The sequence below is a fragment of the Chondromyces crocatus genome, from assembly GCF_001189295.1.
Taxonomy (GTDB): domain Bacteria; phylum Myxococcota_A; class Polyangia; order Polyangiales; family Polyangiaceae; genus Chondromyces; species Chondromyces crocatus.
In genome coordinates this window covers 4574452-4587945 of sequence record NZ_CP012159.1, presented here as the reverse complement: position 1 = coordinate 4587945, position 13494 = coordinate 4574452, and the positions used below count along the sequence as shown (strand labels likewise).

The window sequence follows — 13494 nt, the reverse complement described above, 5'->3', positions numbered from 1 at the left end:
CCGATGCGGTTTGTCGACCAGTGCCGGCTCAAAGTCGTTGCCGGAGACGGCGGGAACGGCGCGGCCGCGTTCCGCCGAGAGAAGTTCGTCCCCTTCGGAGGCCCCTCGGGCGGAGACGGCGGACGCGGCGGGAACGTGATCTTCGTCGGGGACGAGGGACTGTCCACCCTGCTCGATTTCACGTACATGCGCACGATCGAAGCGAAGCGCGGCGAGCACGGCCAGGGCAGCGACTGCTACGGCAGAGCCGGGGCCGATCGCACCGTTCGCATCCCGCTCGGCACCCAGATACGCGACGCCGAGACGAGTGAACTCATCGCCGACATCACCAAGCACGGGCAAGAACTGATCGTCGCGCACGGAGGCAGAGGTGGCCGGGGTAACATCCACTTCGCCACGTCCTTCGACCGGGCACCACGCCGCGCGGAAAAAGGCGAACCGGGTGAAAAGCGTGAGCTCCAGCTCGAGCTGAAGATCCTTGCGGACATCGGCCTGCTCGGCTTCCCGAACGTTGGCAAGAGCACGTTCGTCTCCTCGGTCTCCGCTGCGCGCCCCAAGATCGCCGACTACCCCTTCACCACGTTGAACCCCATCCTCGGCATGGTGGAGGTCGGCGGCGGCCCTCGCGCCGGGGGCACCAACTTCGTCATCGCCGACATCCCCGGGCTCATCCCTGGCGCGAGCGAGGGCGTCGGCCTCGGCATCCAGTTTCTCAAGCACGTCGAGCGCTCCAGGGCCCTTCTCCACCTCATCACCCTCGACCCTGGCGAGGACCGAGAACCCTTCGCCGACTACCGCGCGCTCCGCAAAGAGCTGAAACGCTTCAGCCCCGAGCTCGCAGAGCGCCCCGAGATCGTCGCCCTCTCCAAGGCGGACCTCCCGGACGTGAGGGAAGCGTACCCTGCCCTCGAGCGCCGCTTCGCCAAAGCAGGCGTCAAGCTTCGCCTCGTCAGCGCCGCGACCCACGAAGGCATCCCGGAGCTGGTCGCCGAGCTGGCCAAGCTCAACGCCAAGAGCCCCCGGGCGGTCCCCCGAGCGCAGCCCGAACCGTCGCTCGCGTCCTCGGACGAAGGGGGCGCCTCCGCGACCGAGGTGGCATCGCCTGCTGCCAGAGCGGCCTCATCGACCGCGGCCCCTCCGCGTGCGAAGGCCAAGGCGGCCTCGACCCCGGCAAAAGCCTCGGCATCACGCTCGACGACCAAGACCGCGAAGCGACCGGCTGCCAAGACCAAGGCGCGGCCGGCGACCAAGGCGCGGCCGGCGACCAAGGCGCGGCCGGCGACCAAGGCTGCCTCCAAGACCGCTTCGCGCTCCGCAGCCAAGGCCACGACCAAGACGGCCTCTCGCTCGACGGCCAAGGCCACGAAGCGACCGGCTGCCAAGACCAGCTCGCGCTCCACGACCAAGGCCACGAAGCGACCGGCTGCCAAGACCAGCTCGCGCTCCACGACCAAGGCCACGAAGCGACCGGCTGCCAAGGCCACGAAGCGACCGGCTGCCAAGGCCAGCTCGCGCTCCACAACCAAGGCCACGAAGCGCTAGACGACTCAATACGTGCCGCGCGCAGCCTCCAGGGCCAAGCAAGCCTCGAAACCCTCCCGGTAGCTCGGATACTGCAGCGACAACCCCAGCGCCGACTTGATCCGGGCGTTCTGCACCGCCCGATCGTGGCGCAGCGTCTCGTGGACGGCCCCCGCCTCCACCTCCACGGGGAGCGGCAACCCCAGCCGCTGGCACAGCCACCGCACCACGTCCACCTGAGGCACTGGCGCGTCGTCGCCGACCACGAACACGTCACCGCGCAGCCCCTGCTCCAGCGACGCCAGCGCCAACCTCGCCAGATCCTCCACGTGGATCCGCGACACCACCTTGTGCCCTCCCTCCACCAGCCGGTGCTCTCCCCGCATCAGCCGCCGGTGCAATCCCCGACCGGGCCCGTAGATGCCGGCGGCCCGCAGGATCACCGCCCCACGTCGCTGGTAGTGCGCCTCTGCGTCGAGCCGAGCCGCCGCACGCGCATCCCCACGATCCACCGGCACCAGCTCGTCCACCTTGCCGGTCGCCCCCCCGTACACCGCGGTCGATGACACGTACACCACCGCACGCGCCCCTTCGAGCGCCGCAGCGACGGCCGCATCGGCGGCAGGATCCGGAGGAAAGGCCACCAGCACCTCGGCGCCTTCGGGCACGAGCTTCGCCGCCGCCTCCACGCCCAGCGCCGGAATCACGTGCGCCTCGATCCCCGCCCGCGCCAGCGCGGCGGCCCGCGCTTCGTCCCGCGTCGTCGCGATCACCCGCCCTCCCTCGGCCCTGCGCATCGCCGCGGCAGCCGTGCCCGTGAAGCCACAACCAAAGACCACCAGCGGAGCGGAGACATGGCGCATGAGGAAACGGGCCCCTCCAGGATCACGGACGCCCCCTCCTCAACATAGAGAGCGCGTGCCCTCTGGAAAACCCGCCATGATGACTTTTCTTCGGCCCGCGCGCAACACGGCGCATAATCCCTCACGAAGGCATGTCCACCCCGCTCGCGCCCGACATGATCATCGGCAGCAAGTACCGACTGATCAAACCCCTCGGCAGCGGCGCAATGGGCACCGTGTGGGCGGCGGAGAACGGCAGCACGGGCCGCCAGGTCGCGCTCAAGCTCCTCAGCAACACCGAGGAGCACCTCCAGAAGCGGCTCCTCCGCGAGGCCAGAGCCTGCGGCCAGCTCCATCACCCGAACATCGTCGAGCTCTTCGACGTCGAGAGCACCGATGCCGGCGACCCCTTCCTGGTCATGGAGCTGCTCGAGGGCCAGACCCTCGCCCAGCGCTTGAAGGGAAAGCGCTGCATCGATCCCCCGCTCGCCGCCCGCTTCGCCCGCGACATCGCCCGCGGCCTCGCCGCCGCGCACGCGAAGCAGATCATCCACCGCGACCTCAAGCCCGCCAACATCTTCCTCCAGCGCGGCGAGACCGACGTCCACCTGAAGATCCTCGACTTCGGCGTCAGCAAGAACCTCGCGGTCTCGGACGGCCTCCACACCGTCGCCGGCGCCGCCATCGGCTCCCTGGCCTACATGAGCCCCGAGCAAGCGCGTGCCGCCTCCGACCTCGACCCGCGCAGCGATCTCTGGTCCGTCGGCATCCTCCTCGTCGAGATGCTCACCGGCGAGCGCCCCATCCGCGGCACCGCCCCTCAGCTCGTCCTCCAGCTCGTGAACGGCAGGATCCCCCCTGCCGCCGAGGTCGCACCCAACGTCGGTCCCGAGTTCCATGCCGTCATCGACCGCTGCCTCCAGCGACAGCGCGACGCGCGCATCAGCTCCGCCACCGAGCTCGCAGCCCTCCTCGAGCCACTCGCGCAGCCAGCCTCCCCCGCAGCCATCTCGGGTCAGCCCCCCTGGCCCACCGCCCCCAGGAACGCCGCGCCGCCGGCCTCGCCCGCAGCCATCTCGGGTCAGCCCCCCTGGCCCACCGCCCCCAGGAGCGCCGCGCCGCCAGCCTCGCCCATGGCCTGGCCTGCGCCCTCGCAAGCGCCTCAGGACGACGACTCGATCGAGCCGGAGACCCTTCACGACGCGCTGGAGGAGGACGACGTCACCACCTCCGACGACCTCCTCCACGAAGCGGCCACCATCCAGATCCAGCGCCGCCCCTCGGCGCCCCCAGCGCATCACTTCCCCGAAGGCCTGGGCGGCACCATCCGCATGGCCAGACCCTCTGCGCGCCCCCAGGCGCAGGCCCCGGAGGGCGCCCCCCGCGGCTTCCCCCCGGGCAGCGCCAGTCACCCTGCCAGCGAGAGCCTCCCTGCGGGTCCTGGCGGCACCGAGCTGATGCTCCCCCTGCCCACCGCCCGCCCTCGCCTCGACGCGCCTCCCGTCCCGGGCCCACCGCATCTCGGCCCCTCACCCGCCTCGTGGTCCCCCCCCGCCTTCGGCGGCGCAGGGGGCGTGAACAAGATCCACCCGAGCGCCCCCGTCTCCTTCCCCTCCGACTACCTCCAGACGGGAGAGGTCGCCCCACCGACCTCTGGCCCTCACCCGAGCCTCTCGTTCCTCCTCCTGCTCGGCGTCCTCTCGGCATCGCTCACCGTCGGCCTCGCGATCCTCGCGTACTTCCTGGTGCGGTAAGGTGCCGCCATGGCACTCCCGCCCGGCCCGCGCACCCCTGCCCTCGTCACCACCTACCACTGGATACGCCGCCCCCAGCCGTTCCTCACCGAGTGCCGCGACACCTTCGGCCCGGCCTTCACCATCCGCCTGCCGAACCTCCCGCCGGTCGCCATCTTCGCCAACCCCGACGACGTGAAGGACATCTTCACCGGCGACAGCGACACCATGCTCGCTGGCCGCTTCAACCTCTCCTTGCGCGCCTTCCTCGGCGACCACTCCGTGCTCATGCTCGACGGCCGCGAGCACCTCCGCCAGCGCCGCCTCCTCCTGCCGCCCTTCCACGGCGAGCGCATGACCGCGTACGGCCGGATCATGATCGACGCCGCGCACGACGCCATCGATCGCTTCCCCTTCCGCTCCCCCTTCGCCGTGCACGGCTACATGCAGGAGATCACCCTGCACGTCATCCTCCGCGCCGTCTTCGGCCTCGAAGAAGGCCCCCGCCTCGACGCCCTCGCCGAGGCCGTGACCAACCTCCTCGAGATCGCCGTGTGGCCTCCGCTCCTCCTCCCCGCCATGCAGCGTGACCTCGGCCCCTGGAGCCCCTGGGGACGCTTCCTTCACTACAAGCGCCAGACCCACGGCATGCTCCTCGACCAGATCCGCAGACGACGCGCCGAGCAGGCCACCCGCCCCGAAGGCCTGGAGGGCGACGACGTCCTCACCCTGCTGCTGCAAGCGCGCGACGAAGAGGGCCAGCCCCTCACCGACGAAGAGCTCCGCGACGAACTCATGACCCTCCTCGTCGCGGGCCACGAGACCACCGCCACCGGCCTCGCCTGGGCCCTCCACTGGATCCTCACCACCCCTGGCATCGAAGCCCGCCTCCGGCGCGAGCTCGCCGACGGCCACTTCACCCCCGAGCGCATCGCCCGCCTGGAGCTGCTCGACGCCGTCGTCCGCGAGACGCTGCGCCTCCAGCCCGTCCTTCCCTTCGTCGGCCGCATCCTCGACAAGCCCGTGCGCGTGGGCGGCTGGGATCTTCCGGCGGGCGTCGGCGCCGTCTGCTCCATCTACCTCGCGCACAAGCGCCCCGAGGTCTACACCGAGCCGGATCGCTTCAACCCCGACCGCTTCCTCGGCACGAAGTTCTCGCCCTACGAGTTCTTCCCCTTCGGTGGAGGCATCCGCCGCTGCATCGGCATGGCGTTCGCGCTCCACGAGATGAAGATGGTGCTCGCCACCGTCCTCGCACGCACGATCCTGCGCCCCGCCCACGACCGCGCCATTCGCGCCGTGCGCCGGAACATCACCCTCACCCCCTCGGACGGCTGCAGCGTCGTACTCAAGCGCCGCGCGCCCCGCTCCACCGCGGCCCACGCCGCCTGAACGACGACGGGAGGCCGCCTCTTCCGAGGTGGCCTCCCGCAGAGGGCTCCCGAGCCCCACGCCCTCATCGGCAGGTGCCTCCAGCGGTCGCTGGGGCCCTGAGGGGATGGCCGGTCAGCTCGGCTTGCTGGTCGTCGCCGACTCGTTCGTCGTGTTCGCCGTGGAGGTCGAACTCGTCTTCGTCTCGTCGCCTCCAGGAGGCAGCTCGGACGCTCCCTTCTCGGGATCGCTGATGCCCTTCTTGAAGTTCTTGATGCCCTCGCCCAGACCCTTGCCGATGTCGGCGATCCGCCGGCCACCGAAGAGCAGCAGCGCGATGGCGACAATGATGAGGATCTCCGTCGGCCCGATTCGACCCATGATGTGGGGAAAGTATCACCTACCGCCCCGCACGGCAACGCGACCGCCATCGCCCCGAGCGAATGCGACCGATCACCCTGCACGCTACAGCGTCACCGTTGCGCGCCGCCGCTCGTCATGGGAAACGCAAGCCCGTCGTGAGCACGAAACCCCTCGTTTTCTTCGATTACCGTGGCGTCGTTCAGCTCCGCATCGCCACGCCTGAGGATCTCGACCGCATCCATGATCTCCCTCCGGCACGCTGGGCCGCCACCAGCGTCCCCGTGGATCAGCTCTTCTGCGATCCCGCGCTGCTGACCTACCTCGATCGCGATCAAGACGGCCGCATCCGCGTCCAGGACCTGCTCGACGCGCACGACTGGCTGCGCGCCCGCTTGAAGCACCAGGACCGCATCAGCGAGCGCACCGATACCGTCCACCTCGACGATCTCGACCCCTCCGACGCGGACGCGGAGCACATGCTCCAGCTCGTGCGCCGCTACATCAAGAACGGCGACGACGACGCGAGCACCTCCGAAGACGAAGACGACGACGCAACCACCGACGACGACGCGCGCCCAGGCCAGACCATCACCCTCGCCGAGATCCGCGCCTTCCGCGAGAGCTACAAGAAGAAGTTCCCCAACGGCGACGGCTCCGTCGCCCCCTCCCAGCTCGACGATCCCGAGCTCGCCGAGCTGGCCACCCTGATCGTGAAGGCCACCGGCGGCGTCCCCGACTCGTGCGGCGAGGCGGGCGCCGACGAGGCCACCCTCGACACCTTCCTCCAGCGCGCCCGCGCGCTCCTCGACTGGGCCGACGAAGCGCGCGTCGATCCTGCCAGCACCTCGACCGCGATCATGCCGTTCGGCGACGACACACCGCGCCTCTTCGAGATCGTCGACGCCCTCGCCACCAAGCTCGATCAGTTCTTCGCGCAGTGCGACCTGCTCACCCAGGGCAGCGCTGCCGAGCACCACCTCGCCGTGACCCGCAGGGCGCTCGCCTCCGTCGACGCCCGCGATCCCGCGGCCATCCGCACCTGGCTGTCCGGCGCCGCCCTCGCCCAGCCCAACCGCGAAGGCGTGCTCGACCTCGACGCCACGATCAACCCCATGTTCGCCGACCTCGCGCGCCGCCTCGCCACCGAGGTCCTCCCCCGCGCCCTCGGCCTCGCCGACCCGGCACATCGCCTCGACCGCGCCGAATGGGAACGCGTCCGCGCCCAGCTCGAACCGTACCGCGCCTGGCGCGCCCGCAAGCCCGAAGACCTGCCTGGCGTCCCCGACCTCGCCGCCCTCCGCACCCTCCTCGACGGCGCGGCCCCTGGCAACCTCCGCGAGCACATCCTCGAAGATCGCAAGGCCTCCGTCGAGCTGCTCGCCCTCTCCGACCTGGAGAAGCTCGCCTTGCTCCAGCGCTGGATCCTGGAGCTGGCCAACAACATGGTCAGCTTCCCCTCGCTCTTCCGGACCGGCGAACGCGCCCTCTTCGAGGCGGGCACCCTCGTCCTCGATGGCCGCGAGATCAACCTCTGCGTGCGCGTCCCCGACCGCGCCGCGCACAAGAAGCTCGCCGACAAGAGCCACATCTTCGTCGTCTACGTGGAGCTGGACCGCAAGGACGACGGCAACCTCAAGCAGCAGGTCATCGCCGCCGGCATCACCTCCGGGACCCGCCGCGGCATCGACGTCCACAAGCGCGGCGTGTTCTACGACCGCGACGCGAAGGAGTGGGACGCGCGCGTGCTCGACCTCATCTCCGAGCCGATCTCCGTCTGGGAGGCCGCCATCGCGCCCTTCGTCCGGCTGCGCACGTTCGTCACCGAGCGCGTCGAGAAGCTGCTCGGCAGCCGCCTCGAAGCCCTCGAAAAAGAGACCACCGAGAAGGCCGGCGCCCAGGTCACGAACGCCGCCGGCGCCGCGCCCCTCCCGGGCGGCGCTGCCCCACCTCCGGCGCCACCGCCACCGCCAGCAGCAGCGCCCACCGCAGCCCCTGCCGCCCCCGGGGCACCCGGCCTGGGCGGCGGCCTCCCCGCGATGCTCGTGGGCGGCGGCGTTGCGTTCGCCGCGATCGGCTCCTCGGCAGCGTTCGTGCTGCAGTCGCTGTCCAACACCGGCGCCCGCAACGTCCTCTTCACGCTGGCGAGCGTCGTGCTCGGCATCATGTCCCTGTCCGCGATGATCGGCTGGCTGAAGCTCCGCCGCCGTGACGTCGCGACCCTCCTCGAAGCCTCCGGCTGGGCCTTCAACGACCGGATCTACCTGCGCCGGAAGCTGAGCCACCGCTTCACCCGCGTGCCTCCCCTGCCCGCCGGCAGCGTGCGGCGCCCGGGGTTCCTGCCGGACCGGGTGGCCGATCAGCACGGGAAGACGTACCGGCTGCTGATGATCCTGGGCCTCACGCTGCTCGCCGCGCTGGTGGCGGCGGCGTACCACTACCGGGAGCCGCTGCTGGCGTGGTTCGGGCGGCCAGGGGCGTGAGGAACGAGAAGCCAAGGCGAGATCAGGCTGCTCCCTGCGCGAGATCAGGCTGCTCCCCGCGAGTGAGGACGCGAGCCGAGGTGAGATCGGGCAGCCTCCCGCGAGATGGGAGAGTTCTGGAGATGAGATTTCGTCCTCTGTAAGCAGTTTCCCACCTGGGCAACGACGGATTGCAGAGTTGCTGCAACATGCACCTCTCGCGTGACCCGGGCGTGACCTGAGCTTGGCCAGGGCATGGTGGACGGTCCTGCGGCCATCTCCTTCCCTCGCCACGTGGAACTGTTCGAGATCGTGATCGTCTCAGTCGACGTAGGGCACGTCTCCACACCAGCGAGACGTCGCGTGAGCGCGCGCTGAGTTCCATCAGAAGCCATCGCGCTCACCGCACCGGGCCATGCCCACCCTTCGGGCGTCTTGGCTGCTCACAAATCGTTCTTCGCCGATCTCGTACCAGCGGTCGGCGATCCCTGATCGTCGATCCCCATTCGACGAACGTCGATCCCCGTTCGACGCTCGTCCTTCCCCAATCACCGTTCGTCGGTCCCCGTTCGACGATCGTCCTTCCCCAATCACCGTTCGTCGGTCCCCGTTCACGTGACAGTCATTCGCCAACCACCGTTCGTTGGTCCGTCAACGTGTCACCCTTCTCCCATCACCGTTCGTCGATCCCCGTTCGACGCTCGTCCTTCCCCAATCACCGTTCGTCGATCCCCGTTCGACGCTCGTCCTTCCCCAATCACCGTTCGTCGGTCCCCGTTCGACGCTCGTCGATCTCTGTTCACGTGCCAGCCTTCGCCGTTCGACGATCGTCCTCCGCCGTTCACGTGCCGGTCGTTCAGCCATCTCCGCTCTCGCTTCCGCTCGCGTATCACCCTTTGCCATTCACGGATTGTCCTTCCCCCATTCAACGATCGTCGGTCCTGGTTCGACGCTCGTCGATCCCCGTTCAACGATCGTCGATCGTCATTCGACGCTCGTCGGTTCCCGTTCGACGCTCGCCCCTTCCAATTCACGTGCCAGCCTCCCCCTTCCACGCAACCCCAGGTGGATGGCGATGGATCGAAAACGCCATGCGCTTGCCGGAAACCCCGCCAGGGCGACCAGCCCAGAGCCTTCGACGGCGCCTCTCCCGATCAGGCGGTGAAGCCCATCGCCAACACGGCGGGTCGTCAGGAAGTCGCTCGGTGGCCCACCGGCGCGTGGCCTCGTGAAGAGGAGCGACGTTCACCTCCATCTCCTCTCCCCTGAAGTCGCCCTCGATCCCTTCCCGTTCCACGCCGCGCTGCGACACGATTCGCCCATCTGTCGGGTCGACCCCGGTGGCTGCTGGGCCGTGAGCCGCCACGAGGAGGCGGCGGCCGTGGTGGCCGCTCCAGTCAGGTTCTCTTCACGTGGCGTGTCGCTCGCCGAGCGCCTCGCGGATGGGCTCAAAGGGGGTGAGAAGGTGGACTCCGGGTGGGAGAGCTGGCGTGCCGAGGTCGGCTCAGGGCGCGCGCAGCTTCGCCAGGAAGACGTCTTGCTCGCCCGAGGCCGCGATCGGGCCCGCCCCGAAGTCGACGCTCTCCTTGAACTGGCCTCCGAGGACCAGATGCCCTCCCGAGAGGGCGATCGCCATGAGGTCCTGATCCCCAGGCCCACCGAAGCGGCGGCTGCGGTGGTACTCCCCCGCCGCGGTCAGTTCGAGCACGAAGACGTCCGTTCCCCCGGCGCTGCTCATGACGCCCCCACCGAGGTCGGTCAGACCCGAGAAGGAGCTGGCGACGAAGACATGGCCAATGGGGGACACGGCCACCCGGACCCCCGTCGCGGTGGTGTTGTCATCATCGAATCGCTTGCTCCAGACGTGATCGCCATGGCGATCGAGCTTGGCGACGAAGATATCGCTGTTCCCGCTGGCGCTGAGCGTTCCACCACCGAAATCGATGGTCCCCTTGAATCGCCCGACGAGAACCACATCACCCTGAGCATCGGCGGCCACCCCGGTGACGGTTTGCATTGCAGCATCACCAACACGGTGACTCCAGACGTGACTACCAGAAGCATTGAGCTTCACGAGGTAGACGTCGTTTCCGCCTGCGCTCATGAGAGCGCCGCCCCCGAAGTTGATGGAACTCTGGAGCACACCGGCCATGAACACATTCCCGGTGCCATCGATGTCGATGAGGGGAAAATCCATCACGCCAGTGTCGAGATAGCCGCGGCTCCACACATGCACACCAGCGGCATCCAGCTTGGCGATGAAGACGCCCGAAGAGGTGCTGCCGCCCCCTGGCAGGGTCGCCCCGCCAAAATTGAACGGCTCCTGATACCCACCGCTCACGTAAACGTTCCCCTGGGCGTCGACCCGAAGGTCGCTGGGTATTTCCTGGCGGGTCGAGGATGACGCACCAAAGCGCTTGCTCCACAGATGCGTTCCGCTGGGAGAGAGCTTGGCCAGATAGATATCAACACCATCGCCACTGGGGAGCGCTCCGCCACCGAAGTCGACGCTTCCATCAAAGTAGCCCGTGAGCACGACGGAGTCGTCCGTCGACACTCGTATTGCCGACGCAAATTCAATGTCGTCATCACCGAAGCCCTTGCTCCAGAGATGCTCGCCTGCAGGATTGAGCTTGGCCACGAACAGGTCGATGTAGTCTCCCGAATTCAGAGGCTGCCCTCCGAAACTCACGGTCCCACCGAACATCCCGTGCAGCAGGACGGAGCCCACCTCGTTGAGCGCAATCCCTCGAACGCCGATGCGATCGGTACTACCGAGGTTTCTGGCCCAGACGACGCTCTCCAGACAGGTCACGCCATCACAGAGACCGGACACGCAATCGCCATCCGTAGCGCAATGCAGGTTCGTGGCACACGCAGGACAGGTCTCACCGCCACAGTCGATGTCCGTTTCGCCGCCATTGCGCTCGTCATCCGAGCAAGTCGGCTGGCAGCGCGCCTCCCCACAGGTCCCACCCCGACAGTCGTCGGCGATGCGACAGGCCTGCCCTGCGGCGCATCCAGCAGGGCAACTGCCGCCGCAGTCGACGTCCGTCTCGTCGCCGTTCAGCTCCTCGTCCTCGCAGCTCCCCTGCCCGGTTCCTGCCCCCTCACCGCCCGCTGGTGCGTCCGAAAAATCATCCAGACCGAGGAGCAAGCCACACCCGCCGACCAGCAGCGTCAGAGCAAAGGGAGGCGCGATGCGACGTGCAAACCAGCGAACGGCCATGTCGTGCGAGGCCATCCGAGGACGGTCTTGCACCCGAGGAGGATGAGCTTTTGAAGACGCATCCACCTGGGATGTATCGCGGGCTTGAGCTCGAAGCCTGAGCTTGCTTTCGCGCGCTCCGACGTGGCGAGATGGCCGCGCTGCATGGTCTCGCGAATCGTGTCGTCCTGCCCCTACCTCCCGTCTCCAGACGACGGGGGTCACGTCGGCCGCCGATCGAGACGGATGCAGACGAGAGCGGCGCTGGACTCAGGGCGCGCGCAGCTTCGCCAAGAAGACGTCGTACTCGCCCGCAGCCGCGATCGGACCTGAGCCAAAGTCGATGCTCTCCTTGAAGCTCCCGCCAAGGACCAGATGCCCCCCGGAGAGAGCGAGGGCCGTGAGATTTTGATCTCCCGATCCACCGAAGTGGTGACTCCTACGGTACCCACCATCCGCGGTCAGTTCGAGCACGAAGACATCCGTTCCCCCAGCGCTGCTGATGACCCCGCCACCGAGGTCGGTCAGGCCCGAGAACGAGCCGGCGACGAAAACATGGCCAGCGGGGGACACGGCCACTCGGACCCCCGTCGCGGTAGTATTGTCATCATCGAATCGCTTACTCCAGACATGCTCGCCGTGGCGATCGAGCTTGGCGACGAAGATGTCGCTGTTCCCGCTGGCGCTCAGCGGTCCTCCCCCGAAGTCGATGGTCCCCTTGAATCTGCCGACGAGAACCACATCCCCCTGAGCATCGACGGCAATCGCCGTGACGGATTGCATTGCAGCATCGCCAAAACGATGGCTCCAGACATGGCTCCCAGAGGCATTGAGCTTCACGAGGAAGACGTCACTTTCGCCTGCGCTCGTGAGCACACCACCCCCGAAGTTGATGGAACTCTGGAACCCACCGGCCATGATCACATTTCCGGAGACATCGATATCGATGAAAGACCAATCCATCACACCAGTGTCCAGAAAGCCGCGGCTCCACATGTGCCCACCGGAAGCGTCCAGCTTGACGAGGAAGACGCCAGAAGAAGAACTGCTACCACCGGGTAGGTTGGCCCCACCAAAGCTGAACGGCTCTTGATACGCGCCGCTCAGGTAGACATTTCCCTGGGAGTCGACCTGGAGATCGGTAGGAAACTCTTGGCGGGTCAGGGACGATGCACCGAAGCGTTTGCTCCACAGATGACCTCCACTGAAAGCGAGCTTGGCCAGATAGATATCGAAGCCATCACCGCTGGGCAACGCGCCGCCACCGAAATTGATGCTCCCATTAGAGTACCCGGCACACACGATGGAATCGTCTGCTGCTATGCGTATTGATGTCGCAAAATCTATTCCGTCATCACCGAAGCGTTTACTCCAGAGGTGCTCTCCTAGTGGATTGAGCTTGGCCACAAATAGATCGACGTAGCCCGCCGAATTCATCGACTGCCCGCCGAAATCCACCGTTCCGCCGAAGCTCCCGTGCAACAGGACGGAGCCCACGTCGTTGCTCGCGATGGCTCGAAGCGCCGCGACCGGGGTGCCGAGGGTTCGAGCCCAGACGATGCTCTCGGAACAGATCACGCCATCGCAGAGGCCGGATACGCAGTCGCGGTCCGACGTGCAGTGCAGGCCTGTGGCGCACGCTGGGCAGACTCCACCACCACAGTCGACATCGGTCTCGTCACCATTCCGCTCGCCGTCAGAGCAGGTTGGCTGACATCGGCTCTCTACACAATCCCCGCCCCGACAGTCGTCGGAGATGCGACAGGCCTGCCCTGCGGCGCAACCAGCAGGGCAACTGCCTCCGCAGTCGACGTCCGTCTCGTCGCCGTTCAGTGTCTCGTCCTGGCAGTTGCCCTGCCCCGCCCCCGCACTGCCCGCTGGTGCATCCGAAAAGTCGTCGAGACTGAGGAGCAAGCCACACCCACCGACCAGGAGCATCAGGGCGAACGGTGTCGCGATGCGACGCGCAAGCCAGCGAACAGGCATAGACGGCGAGG

General features: G+C 67.8%; 7 protein-coding genes and 1 pseudogene. 4 read left to right on the top strand and 4 right to left on the bottom strand.

The genetic code is table 11. The features are described 5' to 3' along the window. Nucleotides 1–3: 3 nt before the first annotated feature. A pseudogene (obgE, locus tag CMC5_RS16955) lies at nt 4–1074 on the top strand (GTPase ObgE); the annotation flags it as partial. Between the two features lie 473 nt (nt 1075–1547). Here obgE and CMC5_RS16950 read toward each other — a convergent pair. Continuing rightward, on the bottom strand, nt 1548–2384 hold the full coding sequence (locus CMC5_RS16950) for an NAD-dependent epimerase/dehydratase family protein (protein ID WP_050431415.1): 837 nt from the start codon (nt 2382–2384) through the stop codon (nt 1548–1550). A 131-nt stretch (nt 2385–2515) separates the two neighbouring features. Here CMC5_RS16950 and CMC5_RS16945 point away from each other — a divergent pair, with 131 nt between their 5' ends. Together CMC5_RS16945 and CMC5_RS16940 are read left to right on the top strand one after the other, a co-directional pair. After that, the gene (locus CMC5_RS16945; protein WP_050431414.1) at nt 2516–4117 is read left to right on the top strand and encodes a serine/threonine-protein kinase; all 1602 of its coding nucleotides are present in this window, start codon (nt 2516–2518) and stop codon (nt 4115–4117) included. 9 nt (nt 4118–4126) lie between these two features. Further along, nucleotides 4127–5488, top strand: a complete 1362-nt coding sequence (locus tag CMC5_RS16940; protein ID WP_050431413.1) for a cytochrome P450 — start codon at nt 4127–4129, stop codon at nt 5486–5488. Nucleotides 5489–5602: 114 nt separating this feature from the next. On the opposite strand, the gene CMC5_RS41620 is transcribed toward CMC5_RS16940, so the two are convergent. Next, nucleotides 5603–5848: a Sec-independent protein translocase subunit TatA/TatB gene (locus CMC5_RS41620; protein WP_082362555.1), complete on the bottom strand. Its 246-nt coding sequence runs from the start codon at nt 5846–5848 to the stop codon at nt 5603–5605. Nucleotides 5849–5985: 137 nt separating this feature from the next. Between CMC5_RS41620 and CMC5_RS16930 the strand changes: the two genes are divergently transcribed. Then, nucleotides 5986–8310 (top strand): hypothetical protein, encoded by a 2325-nt coding sequence (locus CMC5_RS16930; protein WP_050431412.1) that lies wholly within the window; start codon nt 5986–5988, stop codon nt 8308–8310. A 1483-nt stretch (nt 8311–9793) separates the two neighbouring features. On the opposite strand, the gene CMC5_RS16925 is transcribed toward CMC5_RS16930, so the two are convergent. Both CMC5_RS16925 and CMC5_RS44625 read right to left on the bottom strand, forming a co-directional pair. Then, a complete protein-coding gene (locus CMC5_RS16925; RefSeq protein WP_156338659.1) occupies nt 9794–11533 on the bottom strand; it encodes an NHL repeat-containing protein in 1740 nt (579 codons plus the stop codon). 234 nt (nt 11534–11767) lie between these two features. Beyond that, nucleotides 11768–13483: a hypothetical protein gene (locus tag CMC5_RS44625; protein WP_156338658.1), complete on the bottom strand. Its 1716-nt coding sequence runs from the start codon at nt 13481–13483 to the stop codon at nt 11768–11770. Between the last annotated feature and the right edge of the window lie 11 nt (nt 13484–13494).